Source organism: Pelagibius marinus (assembly GCF_014925385.1).
Taxonomy (GTDB): Bacteria; Pseudomonadota; Alphaproteobacteria; order Kiloniellales; family Kiloniellaceae; genus Pelagibius; species Pelagibius marinus.
In genome coordinates this window covers 182,599-199,108 of sequence record NZ_JACSDK010000018.1, presented here as the reverse complement: position 1 = coordinate 199,108, position 16,510 = coordinate 182,599, and the positions used below count along the sequence as shown (strand labels likewise).

Genomic DNA, 16,510 nt, shown 5'->3' with positions numbered 1-16,510 from the left:
GGGGGGCGGTTGAGGGGGGCCCCCCCCCCCTACCCATCCTCCCCCAATGGGGGGGGAAGGGGTCTCTATTGCGGCAGCAGCACCTTTTAAGTCCCCTCCCCCTTGACGGGGGAGGGCTAGGGTGGGGGTGATCCCTACCGCACGTTGGTCTGGCCGGTGATCTTGTCGAGGGCCTGGGCCAGGTTTGCCACACTGCGGTCCACGTTGTGCAACTTGTCGAGGCCGAAGAGGCCGACGCGGAAGGTCTGGAAGTCCTCCGGCTCGTCACACATGAGGGGCACGCCGGCGGCGGTCTGCAGGCCCTGCTCAATGAACTTGCTGCCCGACTTGATGCCCGGGTCGTCGGTGTAGCAGACCACCACGCCCGGCGCCTCGAAGCCCGTCGCGGCGACCGACTTGAAGCCGCGCGCGGCCATCAGCGCGCGCACCTTGGCGCCCAACTCCAGCTGTTCGGCCTTCACCTTGTCGAAACCGTAGGCCTCGGTTTCCTTCATGGACTCGCAGAAGCCGCGCAGCGCATCCGTTGGCATGGTGGCGTGATAGGCATGGCCGCCGTTCTCATAGGCTTCCATGATCTCCAGCCACTTCTTCAGATCGCAGGCGAAGGAGGTGCTCTGCGTCACCTTCACCTTCTCCCTGGCCGCGGCGCTCAGCATGACCAGGCCGCTGCAGGGCGAGGAGGACCAGCCCTTCTGCGGGGCGGAGATCAGCACGTCGATGCCCACGGCCTGCATGTCGACCCAGACCGTGCCGGAAGCGATGCAGTCCAGCACGAAGAGGCCGCCGACCTCGTGCACCGCCTCGGCCACCGCCTGCATGTAGTCTTCCGGCAGGATCATGCCGGAGGCCGTCTCCACGTGGGGCGCGAAGACCACATCCGGCTTCGCGTCGCGGATCGTCGCCGTCACCTCCTCGATGGGCGCCGGCGCGAAAGCGGCCTGACGCCCCGCCTCGATCTGACGGGCCTTCAGGACGATGCTCTCGGCGGGGATGTTCCCGGCCTCGAAGATCTGGGTCCAGCGATAGGAGAACCAGCCGTTGCGGATCACCAGCGCCTTCCTGCCCGTCGCCAGCTGGCGGGCCACCGCCTCCATGGCGTAGGTGCCGCCGCCCGGCACCACGGCCACGCCATCAGCGTTGTACACGCCTTTCAGGGTAGTCGAGATATCCCGCATAACACCCTGGAAAGTCTGAGACATATGGTTCAGGGCGCGATCGGTGAAGACGACGGAGTATTCGAGGAGCCCGTCGGGATCGACGTTGGGCAGCAGGGCGGTCATGACTTCTCCAGGTGCGGCAAGGGACTCTGGGGGAAAGGTGAGAGGGCCGCACCATAACGAAAATCGCTGCCGGGGGAAGGTTGGAAATTCGTCGCAGGCGATTAGAACCCTGCTCTGCCGGATAAAGGCTGCTGCTGTACGCCACTCCCCCTCACCCTCCCGCTTCGCGGACCCCTCCCTTTCCCACGAAGGGGAGAGGGTCGCCTAGCCTTTGTGAGATCGGAAGATCGAACTTCGGCGGAGCTGGGTGAAGGAGAACTGCGTCCCTAGCCCGTCACTTCCAGCAGCCAGGCCAGCAGCAGGTCGAACTGCGCCTTGGCGAAGGCCCAGGCTTCCCCGGCCGCCGCCTTGCCGTCGCCCAGCCAATCGTCCAGCCTGCCGCCGAGGCCGTCCAGAGAGCCGGAAAGATCGAGGCTGCTTCCAAATTTCTGATAGGCGAACCAGCCGCCGGCGGCGAGGCCGCCGATCAGCAGCACCCGCTTCAGCGGGCGCAGTAGCGCGCCCAGCTTCTGGCGCCGGGCCAGGGAGCGCAGGGCGCCGCGCTTCCTGTTGGACTGGGCGCCGAGTTCTTTCTGCCACTCGGCGCGGGCCGCGGAGAAGCGCTTGGATTCTTCTTTGCGCCACTCCTCGCGCGCCGCCGAGATCTGGTTGCGGGAGTCTTCCTCCCAGCTCTTTCGTGCTTCTTCCAGCTGCGCCTTGGCCTTGGCCTCGGTCCGGAGGATCGCCTGGGAGACGGCTTCGGAGATGCGCTCCTCGCCTTCCTTGTTCCACTTGGCGAGCGACGTCGCCTCGGCCGCCGCGGCGCGGGTGCGGGAGGCCTCCAGCTCGCCGGCCTGCGCGGCCAGGCGCTGCTCGGCGGCCGCCGCCGTCGCTTCCGCGGCCTCGCGGTAGGAACGCTCGACCGCCAGCTTTTCCTCCCAGGCCTGCTCCAGGAAGTCCTTCTGCTCGGCGAGGTGCTGCTGCAGTTCCGCCTTGCGCGTCGTATGGCCCTGGGTCTCAGCCTCCTCCAGGCGTTCGCGCAGCTCCTGCAGCTTGGTCTCGGCACTGGAGCGGTGTTCCTGCTCACGCGCCAGCTCTTCGCGGAGGCGCTTCTCCTTCGCCTCGGCGTCCTCCTGCCAGCGCGCGCGGGCATCCTGCAGGCGCGCCTCGGCGGCGGCCTCGGCTTCCCGCGCCACGCTCTGCACCGCCTCCGCCACCGCCTTTTCGACCGCGGCGGCGACCTTCGCCTTGCCCTCGGACTCCGCCTTCACCTCGGCGGTGACCAGCTTGGCCTGAGCTTCGGCCAGGCGCGCCTCGGCCTCGGCCAGGCGGGCGGCGAGGCGCTGCTGTTCGGTCTCCGCCTCGGCCCGCTGCAGGCGCGCCGCCTCGGCATAACGTTCGCTGTCGCGCCGCCAATCGGCCTTGGCCGTCTCCAGCCGGGTTTCCGCCCGCGCCTCGGCCTCGCGCCTCGCCTGCTTGGCGGCCTCCTGCACCGCCGCGTCGATGCGCGCGCGGGTCCCCGCCTCGATCTCCTCCGGATCGGGGCCTGCCGCTGCCTCGGCCAGCTGCGCCTCGGCCTCGGCCAGGCGGCGCTGAAGCTCCCGCGCCCCGTTCTCCGCCCGGGCCTCCGCCTCCTGGCGCCGCGCCTGTTCCGCCGCAAGGGCGTCCGCAGCCTCGCGCCGCCCTTGCTCGGCCGCCGCCAGCTTCGCCTCGGCCTCGGCGGCCCGCGCTTCCACCGCGGCGCGCTCTTCCTCCGCCTCCGCCTGCCAGAGTGCGCGCGCCTTTTCCAGGGAAGCGCCGCCGCCGCGCGCCTCGGCGAGAACGAGGCGGGTTTCCAGTTCCTGCACGCGCGCTTCGGCCGCGCCGCGCTGGCGCCGTTCCTCTTCCAGGACGCGCTCGGTCTCTTCCCTCCAGCCGGCGTAGGATTCTTCCAGGCGGGCCACCGCTGCGGCCTCGGCCTCCCGAGTAGCAGCGCTGTGCCGGGCCTCGGCCGCCTCGGCAGCGGCGGCGGCGTCGGCGCGGGCCTGCGCCAATTCCTCGGAAAGCGCCGTGATTTTCTGCTCGGAAGCTTCGGAGGCATCGGCGGCGGCCCTGGCTGCCTGCTCCACCTCCGCCGCGCGCTGCTCGGCCGCCGCCGCGACCGCCGCGGCTTCCGCTCGCGCGCGTTCCAGTTCCTCGGTCAGCCCCGTGATCTGCCGCTCGGACTCTGCGGCCGCCGCGTCCGCGTTCTGCACCGTCTCCGCCACCCGCTGCTCCGCAGCCGCGGCCTGGCGCTCCGCGTCCGCGCGCACGGCGCGCTCGGCCTCCAGCTTTTCCTGCCACTCCTGCTCCAGGCGCCCGGCCTGGTCGGACAGCAGCGCGTCACGCTCCACCGCGGCGGCCTCGCGCAGCTTCTCTTCGGCCTGGCGCTGCTCTTCCTGCAGATCCTCGCGCAGCCGGGCCTCGGCTTCCGAGACAGCTTCGCTCTGGGCCTTGGCCGCCCGGCGTTCGGCAAGTCGCAGTGCCGCCTTCACCCGGCGCTCCATGCGCGCCCGAGGCACCGCGGGCCCGCCTTCCGGCGCCCGCGCCACCCAGAGCGGCAGGTCGAACTGGCCGACGATGGTGGCATTCTCGTCCCGGTCAATGCCGACGACGCGCACTGCCAGGGCGATGGGCGGCTCGACATCCTCAGGCAGCAGCAGCGCCACACCTTCCAGATCGTCGGGGGTCAGCGACCAGCTGCCGTCCTCGTTGCCGTTGCCCTTGGAAAAGCGCGCACGCGCCGGCAGATGCACCACGCGCAGCAGCAGGCGCCGATAGCGGGCATAGGGTGCCAGCAACGGAGCCAGGTCCAGCGGAATGCTGACCAGGGGCTCGTCGTCCTCCGGCAAGGCGGCGGTCATATCGCTCATCGCATCGTCCTTCAGCGGCCCCGCGCTGAACGCGCTTTTCTCTGGGGCCGGCATCGTCTCCGGCGTGTATTCTCCCCCTGAACGAGTAAACCCTTCGTTCATACGCCCACATTTCAACCCCACGCAGAATAGTCCAGGACGACTGCACGGCAGCGTTTATTCGAATTTGAACTAAATGCCCTAGGCGCCTTCTCCGAGCGCAGAAACACAAGCTCGAGCCACGGCGGACAGCCGCCGGCCGGGCTGCTAGGCTGCCCCGGTTCTCTCCCGTGGCCAGGAGCAGTAACCATGAGCAAGACCCCAGAGCCAACCACAGGTGGATGCATGTGCGGCGCGGTGCGCTACGAAGCTCAAGGCAGACCCTTGGGAGTCGCTTACTGCCATTGCCGGAGCTGCCGCAAGCAGACGGGGGCGCCGGTGGTCACCTTCGTTGCCTTCGAAGCGGACAAGGTGCGGTTCCTGAACCGGGAACGGAAGATCCACCATTCCTCGCCGGGCGTGAAACGCGCATTCTGCGATCACTGCGGCACGCCGCTGTCGTGGGAGGGCCCTGCCCGCACCTTCGGCGCAACGATCATCGAGTTCTACATCAGCACCCTCGACGATCCCGATGGCTTCGTTCCCGACCGGCACTGGTTCCACGGCGAACGCCTTCCCTGGTTCGACGTCGCCGACGACCTGCCCCGCTTCCACGGATTGGAAGTGGGCGAAAAGCCCGTGCAGCATGGGCCAGGTCCGTCCCGCGCCGCGGTCGGTCCGGAACCCTGAGGCGCCGGGCCGGGGTGGAAGGTCAGCCGCCCGCCTTCGCCACGAGGCGCTGCTGGACGGCGGCGGAGAGCGCTGCTGCATCCGAACTCGACACCGAGACGTTTTGCCGCCCAGCCGGCAGCTGCCCGGGCGGAACGTCGACGAAGACGTTTCCCCTGCGGCTCACCCCTTGCAGATAGGCCGTGCGCTCGAGAAAGCGCGCCACGTCGCCGTCGGTGTCCGGGGCGAAGATCACCAGATCGACCGCCGCGAGCCCCAGGCCCGCCTCTCCAAGTTCCGCAACGAACCTCTCCACGACGATCGCTTCGGCCTGGCGGTCGGACATGGCGCGGCGCATGCCCTCGAGGTTCGCATGGAAAGCGTCGCTCCAGCTGACGGCATCGACGAAGTAGCCCTCTCGCGACGCGGCCGCCACGCTGCGCCCCCCGCTCCCCAGCGCCGCCGCCACGGTCGCGGTCAGCGACGTCGCCTTCTGTTCGGTCACGATCACCACGACCGGCACGCGCAAGGCCTCGGGTCCGCCGGTGATCGCGTTCACGAGGTTCACGGCGGAGTGGGACTCCGGTCCCTCCAGGCGACAGGTCGTCAGCGCCGGGAAGGAATTGATCTCGTTGATCGCGTAGCCGATCTCCAGCGGTGGTGCCGAGACGTCCGGACAGATGAGATCGAAGCCGCAGACGGGGATGGGAATGGTCGCATGAACCCGCCGCAGAATCCTCTCGTAGTCGGGATGCACCTTGTCCGTGACCTCGATGGTCATGCCGCCGTGGGCGCCGCCGCCGAAGTAGCAGAGGTCCAGGCGCTGTCCTTCCTCGGGCACCGAGTCGGCGGTGAGCCCGAGGTCTCCGTAGGGCGTCTTGCCCTTGCTCTCGATGGCGGCGAGATCGATGGGCGGATAGGCGAAGCGCTTGCCCTTGCCGCGCAGGGGCGAACGGTTCTCCTCGGCGACCAGGTCCCCGATGCTGTCGCGGCCATTCCCGGTGATGTGCGGCGGTTCAAGCTCGAAGGCGTTGACCAGGCGACCATTGACGGCGGTGAGCCGGTAGCTTCTGCCCGGCACGTAGGTCTCGACCAGGAGATCGCGGCTGCGTGGCGCTGCCCGCGCACAGGCGTCCTTCAATTCCGCCTCGGAGCGGACATTGAGACTGACGCCTCTTTGCCCGCCGCCGGTCGCGGGTTTCACCACGACCGGATAGCCGAGATCGGCCGCCGCTTTCCGGGCCCCCTCGAAAGACCTGGCGCGACGCTGTCTCGGCACCCTGATGCCGGCGTCATGCAGCAGCTTCGAGGTCCAGTTCTTGTTCGAGCCGAGCGTATAGGAGATCCAGCTCTCCGGATCGAACATTCCCTTGGTGGCACGATGGGTGCGGGCGCCGAGCCCGAGTTCATAGATCAGGGCGCCGCTCAGCAGGTAGCGGCAGGGAATATCCTGCCGCTGCGCCGCGCGCCAGACGAACCAGCTGTAGAGATCGATCCGGTCGAAGAGATCGTCGAGCCTCCCCGCGACGGTGGCCAGGAGTTCCGCCCTGTCCGGCCGCGCCGGCGCCAGGCCGACGAGCTGCCTGGCCAGGCGCAGGGCGGTCAACGCGATGCTCCGCTCGACGCACTCGAACCACCAGTGCCCCTTCAGGCCCTGCCCGTCACTCTGTCCATAGTGGGTGACGTCGTAGCCGATCTGCCTTTGCAACAGGACGGCGACGGCGGCGATGGCACGGAGGCCGTCGACCGGCGCGCCCTTCGCCAGGTCGGCGAGCCAGGACGGCGCGGGATGCGCGAAAATACAGGGTGTCTCCAGAATCGCGCTGAGCAGGCGTTGCAGGTCGTCGGCGTCGACCGCGGTGCCGGGTCCGGCGGCGACGAAACGAATGATGCTCTTCACACTCGATGCATTGGCGCCGTCCACGAAATAGGCCGTCAGGGTCGGTTGCATGGAGAGTGATCTTTCCTGCCTGCGATGAGCCTAGCGCCTGAGCGACGCGTCCTCGACCAGCCAGCCGCAGAGTTCGGCCAGCGAAATCCCGGCTTGTTCCAGCTGGGCGTCGAAGGTGCCGCCGCCGGCGAAGCCGATGGCCGGCTGGGTGTTGGTCTCCAGCACCACGAAGCCCGCCTGCCCCTTGGACTCGTCCCAGCGCAGGTCGCTACGGCTGATGAAGCGGCAGCCCAGCGCGCGGTGCGCGCCCTCGGCCAGCGCGTAGCAGGCGGCGCGGATCTCCTCGGGCAACTCGGCCGGCGTGATCACTTCCGCCTCGACGATATGGTACTTGGAGTCATAGTCCCACACGCCCCGGGCGGTCTTGATCGCGCTCACGCAGAAGCCCTTGTCGCGCAACACGCTGACGGTCAGGTCCTGGCCCGGCGCGAACTGCTCCACCAGGAACCACTCCGGCAGCTCGGGACCGACGGCCAGCGGCGGCATGGTGTCGTCGAGGACGAAGTGAATGCCGATCGAGGAGCCCTCGGCGTTGGGCTTCAGGACGTAGGGCGGCGCCATGGGGTGGCCGGCCGCCAGCTCGTCGCGGTGGAGCAGCCGTCCCTCGGCGACCGGCAGGCCGGCTTCCCGGTAGACGGCGCGGGAGCGCGCCTTGTCCATGCCGACGGCCGAGGCCAGCACGCCCGAGTGCGTGTAGGGGATCCGCATCCACTCCAGCAGCCCCTGGATGGCGCCGTCCTCGCCCCAGCGGCCCATGAGGGCATTGAAGGCCACGTCCGGCTTCGCTTCCAGCAGCCGCTCGGCGACGTCATAGCCCGCGTCGATCTCGACCGTGTCGTAGCCCGCCTCGCGCAGCGCCGCCGCGCAGTTCCGGCCCATGGTCACAGAGCCCTCCCGCTCGGCCGAGACGCCCCCCGACAGCACCGCCACTCTCTTGCCCGGCATGATCTCCCCTTCCCCCCGGCGGCAGATTTCCGCGCACCTTTATAGCCGCCCTCTTATACCCTGGGGAGAATGTATAGGGGGTAAATCCTTTGGCGCGCTAGCTCCGCGCCACGGGACTGCTGAAGAAGATCCGCCGCAGCTCCCGGCCGCCCAGTTCCCGGCGCAGCACGCCGAAGGCGTTGTAGGCCATGAAGGCGACGCCGGTCCAGATGATGGTCGCCCAGACCTGGTGCACGTCGCGATGTTCGAAGACGCCGGCCACCGCCGCGCCGAAGCCGCCGTATTCGTCCCGTGCCTCGAAAGCCTTTTCCAGCAACAGGGCGGCCATGGTCGCCACGGTGTAGAAGCCCGTGCGCGCCACCACGTCGAAGATGGCGGGCCGATGCTGCAGCCAGCGGCTGATCGGCACCTTCTGCAGCACGATGACGACCTTGGCGGTCACCAGGGCGACCAGCATGGCCGTGGCGAGGCCGCTGAAGCGGATGCCGTACTGCGCCAGCAGCAGCTGCTTCAGCACCATGATCAGGGTGAAGCAGGCGGCGAAGTAGACCGTCACGCCAACCAGCAGCTTCAGTTCATCGGTGAGCCAGTGCAGGAACTTCATGGATCCCCTCCCCGCTTGCCACCCCGGTCGACTGGCGCGCGGGCCCCGTGCCGTCCGGCGACCCCGCGCCCGTGAAGGTTAGCTGATGACCGTCCCCCGTGCCATGGGAGAGCGCGCCCTTCGCCCGAGGGCCTTGCCCTCTTCCCCCTCTCCGCGCTTCACTTGGGACAGAAGGAGGAGACCATGTGCGGGCGCTTCACCAACCAGATCACCTGGCGCGAGCTGGTCGAGCTCTACGAAATCCATGACCAGCCGGCCCTGAACCTCCGCCCGCGCTACAACGTGGCGCCCAGCCAGGACATTCCCATCGTCCGGCCCGTCCCGGTCGAGGATGAAGAAGACGAAGACGCGCCCCGCGAGGTGGTCATGGCGCGCTGGGGGCTGGTGCCCTTCTGGGCGAAGGACCTGAAGGTCGGCTACAAGATGATCAACGCCAAGGCCGAGACCGTCGACGAGAAGCCGGCCTTCCGCAACGCCTTCAAGCGCCGCCGCTGCCTCATCCCCGCCGACGGCTTCTATGAGTGGAAGAAGCTGGATAAGAAAGAGAAGCAGCCCTACCGTCTCTGCCTGCCCGAGCAGCGCGCCTTCGCCTTCGCCGGCCTGTGGGAGGCGAACGACAAGCTGGAAGTCACCAGCTGCACCATCATCACCACAGAGCCCAACGCGGTCGCCGCCGAAATCCACGACCGTATGCCGGTGATCCTGCCGCCCGAGGCTTACGCCGGCTGGCTCTCACAAGCGACCCCGCCCGAAGAGGCCAAGGCCCTCCTCAAGCCCTACGCCGGCGAGATGATCGCCTACCCCGTCGACAAGGCGGTGGGCTCCCCGAAGAACGACGGGCCGGAGCTCATCGAGGAGGCGGCGAAAGACGCCTGACCTTCGCTGTCCGCTTTCGACCCATCGACAGACATGTCAGCCACCCTTGGGCGGCGGTTGCTTTGTTTCAGCCCGGTCCGGCAGCTTGACCAGGGACAACTGCCTGCGCATGATCTGGTCCATGGAACCAGCTCATCCGGGCGATCGCGATGCGTCACGAAAGGCCAGCGAGCCTGACCCGAAGACACCTCCCGGCATGGTCACCCGTATAGATGAGTCCGAGCTTCCTGACGGCGCGCGGCAGTTGTGGGCCTGGTGGTCCGCGGCGGAGAGGCACCCCGTGCCGCCACGGCGGGAAGACTTCGACCCCGTCGAAGTCCCGCGCACCCTGGGCAACATCGCGATCTTCGACGTCGAGCGCGATCCCTGGCGCTTCCGCGTGCGCCTGGTGGGGACGCGGATCGTGGAGGAAACCGGCCGCGACACGACCGGCGTCTATCTGGATGAGTTGGAGAACGTCGAGACAATCACCCTGCGGGCCCGCTGGGCGGCAGAGAACGGCCGCCCCTATTTCGTGCCCCAGGCCCCCGTGGCCTGGACGTCGAACAAGTTCAGGCACTACTCGGCCCTGGCCCTCCCCCTCGTCGACGACACGGGCCAGACCTGCATGATCCTCTACTACATGTCGTTTTCCTGAGGGGTGGGGAGAAGGCCGCCTATCCCGGCGACAAGGCGGTGGGGTCACCGAAGAACGACGGGCCGGGACTGATTGGGGAGGTTAAGGCTTGGCACGAAACACTCTGCTGCGGGACAGTATGCGCTAGAGATGGCTGTCCAGAATTGGCAGAAACACGAAACCGCGGGTGCGCCAAACTGACCAAGGAATCAACAACACATCGAAACTATGCGCAGTCACCGGCGATGCTCCAGTATCCTCTCCGCAAGGTCCTGTGTAATCTCTTCGCCAGGCTCCAATTTGTGTCTTCGAATAGCGCGCTCAAGAACTCGCCTGCAATCCTTAAACAAATTCCGCGGCGTCAAGGTCGTCTGGTTTTCGACGATGTGCGAAATTGCCGCTTCCGAGAAGGGATAGAATGTTCCCTGATAAGGACAATCTACAGGCCTGAAGGTGTTAAGTTGTTCTTTGAGGAATTGGATCGCTTGCCCATCCTCCAGCATGGGCACTTCGATAAAGTCATGCGTCATGCGCTTAAGTAGGTGCTGAGGCATGTAGGCTTCGATTAGCGCAGTAGCTGCCGAAAAACTAAGTATCAAGCCCAGTCCATAAGGGAGACCATTGATCAGTTCGCGAAAGCCGCTGAACACCGGGTCACTCTCAGTAGCCTTCGCATCGAAGAGAATCTCGCATTCGTCAATGAAGATATACACTGACTCAAAAATACGGCGCTCAGGTCGGAGCTCAGAAGTCAAAACGCGGAGCAAATCACCAAGAACCTTCGCTGCCATAAAATCCGAATCGATCTTCCCTTCATACTCGCTACCATCGCATTTGATAGCTCCACTTAGAAAATCGAACACTTTGTCCGGCTGACTAGCACCACGTCGAAGCAGCTGAGCCATGTTGCGATTATTTTTCTTAATGCCTTCAATAGCACGAGGTTCGAAGCTGCTTTTGTTCGGCTCGTCACCAAAACCAGCAGCAGCAGCCAATTCACTAATAGTTATGTCAATCTCTTCCTTAACATTTGCACAAAACACCTTGATGCGATCTCTACCAATTTCGGCAATAATGAATTTGTGTAGCTCTAAGAAATTTAACTTCGCAGACACGCGTGGGCGCTCCACGTATATCGCAAGTGAATTAAAAGTGCTTCCTGGCTTCTCGATCTGAGTTTTGAGATAGCGAAGCGCATGGCTCTTGCCGGCGCCGAGCTCCCCATGAAGCACAAGAAACTCCGTCGAACCGATATCAGATGCGCGGACCCCCATTACGAGATCCATTAGGTCTTCCTTCAGTTCTTCCCGCCCGGCCCAATTGTCCACTGGACCGTCTGGCACGATGGCGAAGGGATCTTGCGTCAGTCCATAATTCGTAAGCACTAGAGTGTTTCCTCTTGCCCTTCAGGGAGTTCGTGCGAAACCCACACATTATACGGCATTGCCCCGCGGTCTCTCATTCGCGCAATTTCGCGATGGGAAGGGGAGCTCCCTCCCACGCCTTCCAGCTCTGCAACGAGTTCATAGTTGCGCTTGAGGCCACCAATTGTGAAGTTTGATGAACCAATAAAGCTTCGAAAAAAACCTCGAGAATAATCAAAATGATAGAGTTTCGCGTGAAGATACGGTTGGGTCCGAATAAATATTTCTACGCCTTCAGCAGCCAAACGCTTCGCAATATCCACTGACAATGCGTTGCTATCCTTTCCAGGCGGTCTTGTTATGATTTGAATGTTCTTTGCGCCTCGACGAAATTGATCAATACAAAAGTCAAGCACGTTATCGAACGGAGAAGGAAGCTGGTCGAAATATGGAGAGCAGATCACTAGACTATCGATTGGTTCGCTCAAAGACGATATGAAACGCTGATAAAAGCTGCGGGTATAATGCACGTCCTGGTAAGTAATCCGATTGCGCTTCGTTTCTTCCATCTTACGTGGCTTCCCTGCTCTTCGCTTTGTAGAAACCAATTGGCCCCTTTCTTGCGGACAAACGCTCGAGCATCGGACGTTTTTGCCTAAAGAGATGTTCGAGAATGTCTTGCCATGCGTAATTAGCGCCGTCCATGTAGGATCGATACTGGATATAGGCAATCGGCAAGTGCAATGACGCTTGCGGTGCGTAGACAAGCTTACCTGCCTCATAACCTTGCATCATTATCTGAGCAGTTTTTTCGATCAGATCTTGCACCTCCGATTCATTGGGCACTCGTGAATTTGCGCGAAATGTTATGTTGTCTTCATAAGGTCCAGCTCGCCGAGCGTTCTCTGGAATCCGCAGTGCCTCCTGCAAGCCACTTGGCGGGCCAAGCCAGAAGTACTCCCCATCTGCCGCGAGCGTTTGCAGTATGTCACCCCCAAGCTCCGTCAGCGATTTTTCCGGCTCGTCAACAAGTCCGAGCCACACGAGCCAATCTTTCCGGGGAGTCGTATGGTGTCGCGCCGTGTTCAATGTGATCGGCGCAATCTCATACTGCGCATTGATCGATTTCTCACGCTTGAGCCAAGGCAGCTGATCGGTGATACGCTTAAGCAGTTGTTGCTCCGGAAAGGCCTCGTACAACCACTCAAGTCGCCGGCAGCGGATTGAGAAATGAAAGTCTTGATAAGCAGCGTGCAAATCAGATGCAGATTCGCATTTCTGGTCCAATATTAGAACTGAGATCAGTGCGTCTGCATCGGCCATAAGGACGATATTCGTGACGAAAAATTTGTAAAAACCGGGGTCGCCGGACTGTGTAGCGCCCATTACTGAACGACCAAGCTGCGTCGGTGCTAGCTTCCTTATCCGCGCATTCCGGTCCGACACAATTTCGACGATTTGCATCGCTGTTGCGAAATCAATTACATCATTTAAGTATTCCTCACTGGGCGTTCGACGTGTTTCAACTTTTTCATCGTGATGACTCACCTTGAGAAAGTCTACGAGTTCAGATTGATAGCCTGATGGTGCGTCCGAGAAGAAATCCAATACTGAAAAGATCCGATTCAGATCGTACGCACCTGTGGTGTAGCCAATGTATCTGGACAAAGATCTAACCAGATAAGATTCGAGCTCGGCACGAGTCCCACGGATTGTCATTTTGGGGTCGCTCCACCGTGGGCGCTGACTCGTGGCCGCATCTTGGCGATAAACGCTCTCCCGCTTGCACTATCTGCAACAATAGCTTCACCAGGCCCAAGGTTTCGAATTATGTCCCCCAGCGCACTAACCTTTTGATTGGCAATCTCATACTCCACAGATGTGCGCGTGGGCATACGCGCAACGGCCGCAGATAAATCAGCATCGAAGCCGAGCGTGTGAGTAATCGTGAGATCAACTTGGCTCATAAGCTTCGAGTTCACGGCCGACGGTTGCTGTGTCGCAAATATCAGGGACAATCCCGCGTCCCTTCCGCGCTTTACGTAGTCTACCAAGGGCCCTGTGGCAGCCGTCGTACCATCAGATGGCACCAGAACATGAGCCTCATCGAGCACCATCCAGAACCGACGCGTCAGATCGGGCAACTCCAATTCTGATTCCCGGGCAGTGCGCAGGGCGACTTTTCGGGCTTGTTGAACTCTACCCATGCGATCTGCAATAAGCCGCGACATCACTCCAACCACGAGACCGCGCACAGACTCGGCGAGATTTCTCATCAGAATGATCGTGAGCGATCCCGGCTTCAAAACATCGTCAATTGAGATACCCGAGGCAGCAACGATGCGTGTTTCTTCGAGGCTTTCAAGGCGCCAACGAACGCCATCCACAGTACTTGTCTGGAAGCTGGACAGGGCGGGGTTGTCACTACAAGCTCGAGCGAGTTCGCCCGGCGTGCTTGGTCCGAGCGATCTCAAGAGCGTGAGCAATGCCTGCCCCATAGCGCTGTATCGATCTAGCTCAAGAATGGCGAGCCAATCGGAACTTGTGAGTTGCTCTGAGGCTAGCGCAAAGGGTTTAGCACCTGGAACCTGCGTGTCACTCGCCTCAGGAACGAGAACACTCACGCTCTGGACGGCTCGTGGCTCCAGTCCCCAGCGACGCAATTCGTCCAATTGTCCCTGATCTTCTTCGATACCTTGGTGCGGAGTGTAAGCAAGTGTCCAAAACTGATCCTGCACGTCAAAGATTATCGCCGCATCGGATGTTTGCTCTGACTGGAGTGCAAAAATTCCTTCAAGAAATATACCTAAATCAAAGCTCTTACCACTTCCTCGACTCCCAAAAATTCCAATAACGTGGGGAAAGCTAATGTCGCAAAGCACGCTGTAGTCGAGAATATTTGAGGTTCGCCCTTGCTCTATAAGTTTACCAACCAGTACCGTTCTTGATTCATCGGATCTCGCCCCACAAATAATCGATTTTCTTTTCGCATCTGCATTGAAATTATTCTGGGCTTTGGTTGTAAACCGCGTCGTTGAGAAGACCTTCTTGTACTTCATTGCGGAGAGTCCTCTAGGACAATCGCGCTATCACCTCGACGAAGAAGAATACGTTGATCGGGTTGCAACACTGACCCTACCCGATCGTATGATGCGGTCGCTGCTACAAATGCGACATTGTACTCTCTAACTAGATGCCGTATGCGCCTGCACACGGCCGCCATTGTAAATGCATCGAGAGGCTCGCAGAAATTGTCTACTGCAACAATCTGGGAATGCTTCAAGAATGCGAGAGCGATCTGAAGGCGATACATCTGGCCAGAACTTAGCGTGCTTACCGGACGTACAAAGAGTTGCGGCTCGGCAAGGCCACATGAAGCCGTCACCTTCAGAAACTCCTCAAGGCCGCCCTTACCAATCAGATCAAGCGATGCTATGTGACCAGGAATACTCTCGAGTCCACCGACGCTAGCAATCCGATTTATCTCGCCAGCAATATGAACCTCTGCATTCTCTCCGCAAATCTCCGTATCGCATGCATGCTTTTGACCATCTGAGAGTTGAGATAGGGCTTGCACCAGCAGAGTCTTACCAGAGCCACTTCCACCGCAAATCAAGGTGATCGTTCCGGGAGCAAGGGTAAAATCGAAGGGCTGAATAATGGTCGCGTCTAGTTCGCTTCCAACAAAGCCAAAGCTGTCTTGCAAGGAGCGCGCCTCACGCGACTGAGCCATCTGAGCGCGCGCGTGTACAGAGATGCCTGTAAAAATGAAGGGCTCTTGCTCCTCAGAGCCCTCCACTGCACAAGGCTCCTTCTCAATGGCCGAACCGACCGTAGCGTAGTGGTTTTCGCAGCGTTCGCTGACAAAGGACTTCGCATTTGTGGTAAGGCCCATGATATAGGAAGGTTTAGGTCTACGGTTAAGCCGATAGAGCGCTTCCCATGTTTCTTGGTCTAGCGTAGACGGGTCAAACTTCAACGAATGGATGACATCCGGGAGCGACTTGTTGGTCTTCTTTAAGTATTTAATAAGCTGCGCGGCATAGCCCCGCTGAAGAGTCATAATCCCCCCCCCACCTTGCGGCATACCCCGGATATCCTCACCCGCTTGAGCGCGTCGGACAAGGTAGCTCATATCCTTTTGAATACGGTGCCCATTGCCTTCAGTTTCACCCATAAACACAAAGCTCTGGCCCACAAACGGATAGTACCGAAGCATGTCTGCTGTAATCTCAATGAACCGCGGCTTGAAGCCCCCAAAAAACCACCTTTGCTCGGCGTATTGAATCGCTGCTTCTAAGAACTCCTTCGCCAGCCCCAAACCGCGGAGTTCAGGATGGATAACAAAGCGCGAAATGCGGCAGATCATGTTAGAGTACTTGCGCGCTGAAGCATGATCCCATCGGCTCCAAAGCAGTTCTCCATTTTCCCGATAGGGATAGTCCAGAAAGCGCTTCCTTGCTGTATTGGCGATCATGCTGGACGACACTTCAATGAATCCAAGAACTGAAGGAAGATCCCAGATATTGGATCTCCCTATGATCGGCACAGTGCGGCCGGCACCACCTCCACCCCGGTAGTGGAACTTGCGAAGCGCCTCAAATTGCTCAAGTTCTTCGAGTGTTTCGATTTCTTTAAACTCGACTTGAATAGTCTTGCCCAAAAATTTCAGCGTGATGTTTCGGATCCAAGCATCGAAAATATTAATCCAAACATCATCGCGTTTGGCTAAAACCCATAGCTCCCCTTCCCGCATCAAGACATGATCGCCTTTTCCAAGTGGCAAGAATCGGCGAGCTTGAAATACGCTGCCATCTGCGAGAGTAAATTTGGAGCTATCTGGCATAGCAACTCGCTTCACGACCTCCGTTGTTCCATCGCATTCATTGGGGAAAATTGGAGTGAACTGAGTATGAAGCATATGCTCTGACATGTGCCCTATTCGTGTTTGCGCGAAACTGAATAGTTCGAACGACTCTGAAAAAACAACACAAAAACTTTAATTGAACTTCTATTACCATAAGTTAATCTAGCATTGAACTTCTTTCCCATTAAGTATCTACAGAAGAGCGTAGCGCTACTTTGATTTTATCCACCATCTACTATACCAAATCTATGTACTGCCATTTCACGACTCTGCATACCGATAAAATGGTAAACTAGGCTGCACTTTATATCCATGCACTGTTGATAGCTCCTGATGCCTATCGACAATGCGCACCGCTTATTTGCTTCTGTGCAATCAGGACACCTAGTA

Annotated in this window: 13 protein-coding genes; 3 read left to right on the top strand and 10 right to left on the bottom strand. The window is 61.2% G+C overall.

Annotated features, from left to right (window positions below):
* Nucleotides 1-134 precede the first annotated feature (134 nt).
* A complete protein-coding gene (locus H7X47_RS23200) occupies nucleotides 135-1,280 on the bottom strand; it encodes an aminotransferase class V-fold PLP-dependent enzyme (protein WP_193371152.1) in 1,146 nt (381 codons plus the stop codon).
* Nucleotides 1,281-1,546: 266 nt separating this feature from the next.
* Nucleotides 1,547-4,150, bottom strand: coding sequence for a coiled-coil domain-containing protein (locus tag H7X47_RS23195; protein WP_193371151.1), 2,604 nt, complete (start codon nucleotides 4,148-4,150; stop codon nucleotides 1,547-1,549).
* Nucleotides 4,151-4,438: 288 nt separating this feature from the next.
* Between H7X47_RS23195 and H7X47_RS23190 the strand changes: the two genes are divergently transcribed.
* The gene (locus H7X47_RS23190; protein WP_193371150.1) at nucleotides 4,439-4,918 is read left to right on the top strand and encodes a GFA family protein; all 480 of its coding nucleotides are present in this window, start codon (nucleotides 4,439-4,441) and stop codon (nucleotides 4,916-4,918) included.
* 22 nt (nucleotides 4,919-4,940) lie between these two features.
* Here the strand turns inward: H7X47_RS23190 and H7X47_RS23185 are convergent, their stop codons facing one another.
* The 3 genes from H7X47_RS23185 to H7X47_RS23175 all read right to left on the bottom strand — a co-directional run bounded on the left by H7X47_RS23185 (nucleotide 4,941) and on the right by H7X47_RS23175 (nucleotide 8,397).
* On the bottom strand, nucleotides 4,941-6,848 hold the full coding sequence (locus H7X47_RS23185) for an ATP-binding protein (RefSeq protein ID WP_193371149.1): 1,908 nt from the start codon (nucleotides 6,846-6,848) through the stop codon (nucleotides 4,941-4,943).
* 30 nt (nucleotides 6,849-6,878) lie between these two features.
* Complete coding sequence (locus H7X47_RS23180; RefSeq protein WP_193371148.1) at nucleotides 6,879-7,793, bottom strand: D-alanine--D-alanine ligase; 915 nt, start codon at nucleotides 7,791-7,793, stop codon at nucleotides 6,879-6,881.
* A gap of 97 nt (nucleotides 7,794-7,890) precedes the next feature.
* Nucleotides 7,891-8,397, bottom strand: a complete 507-nt coding sequence (locus H7X47_RS23175; RefSeq protein WP_193371147.1) for a hypothetical protein — start codon at nucleotides 8,395-8,397, stop codon at nucleotides 7,891-7,893.
* Nucleotides 8,398-8,580: 183 nt separating this feature from the next.
* Here H7X47_RS23175 and H7X47_RS23170 point away from each other — a divergent pair, with 183 nt between their 5' ends.
* The gene (locus H7X47_RS23170; RefSeq protein WP_193371146.1) at nucleotides 8,581-9,273 is read left to right on the top strand and encodes an SOS response-associated peptidase; all 693 of its coding nucleotides are present in this window, start codon (nucleotides 8,581-8,583) and stop codon (nucleotides 9,271-9,273) included.
* Between the two features lie 196 nt (nucleotides 9,274-9,469).
* A complete protein-coding gene (locus tag H7X47_RS23165) occupies nucleotides 9,470-9,910 on the top strand; it encodes a PAS domain-containing protein (protein ID WP_193371145.1) in 441 nt (146 codons plus the stop codon).
* 215 nt (nucleotides 9,911-10,125) lie between these two features.
* On the opposite strand, the gene H7X47_RS23160 is transcribed toward H7X47_RS23165, so the two are convergent.
* From H7X47_RS23160 to H7X47_RS23140, 5 genes are all read right to left on the bottom strand, one after another.
* Entirely contained in the window at nucleotides 10,126-11,274 is a 1,149-nt protein-coding gene (locus tag H7X47_RS23160) for an ATP-binding protein (protein ID WP_193371144.1), read from the bottom strand.
* A complete protein-coding gene (locus tag H7X47_RS23155; RefSeq protein WP_193371143.1) occupies nucleotides 11,274-11,822 on the bottom strand; it encodes a phospholipase D family protein in 549 nt (182 codons plus the stop codon). Before H7X47_RS23155 ends, H7X47_RS23160 begins: the two co-directional genes overlap by 1 nt.
* Nucleotide 11,823: 1 nt before the next feature.
* Nucleotides 11,824-12,861, bottom strand: coding sequence for a hypothetical protein (locus tag H7X47_RS23150; RefSeq protein WP_193371142.1), 1,038 nt, complete (start codon nucleotides 12,859-12,861; stop codon nucleotides 11,824-11,826).
* A 107-nt stretch (nucleotides 12,862-12,968) separates the two neighbouring features.
* On the bottom strand, nucleotides 12,969-14,312 hold the full coding sequence (locus tag H7X47_RS23145) for an ATP-binding protein (protein ID WP_193371141.1): 1,344 nt from the start codon (nucleotides 14,310-14,312) through the stop codon (nucleotides 12,969-12,971).
* The gene (locus H7X47_RS23140; RefSeq protein WP_193371140.1) at nucleotides 14,309-16,186 is read right to left on the bottom strand and encodes an ATP-binding cassette domain-containing protein; all 1,878 of its coding nucleotides are present in this window, start codon (nucleotides 16,184-16,186) and stop codon (nucleotides 14,309-14,311) included. The genes H7X47_RS23145 and H7X47_RS23140 overlap by 4 nt, the downstream gene beginning before the upstream one ends.
* Between the last annotated feature and the right edge of the window lie 324 nt (nucleotides 16,187-16,510).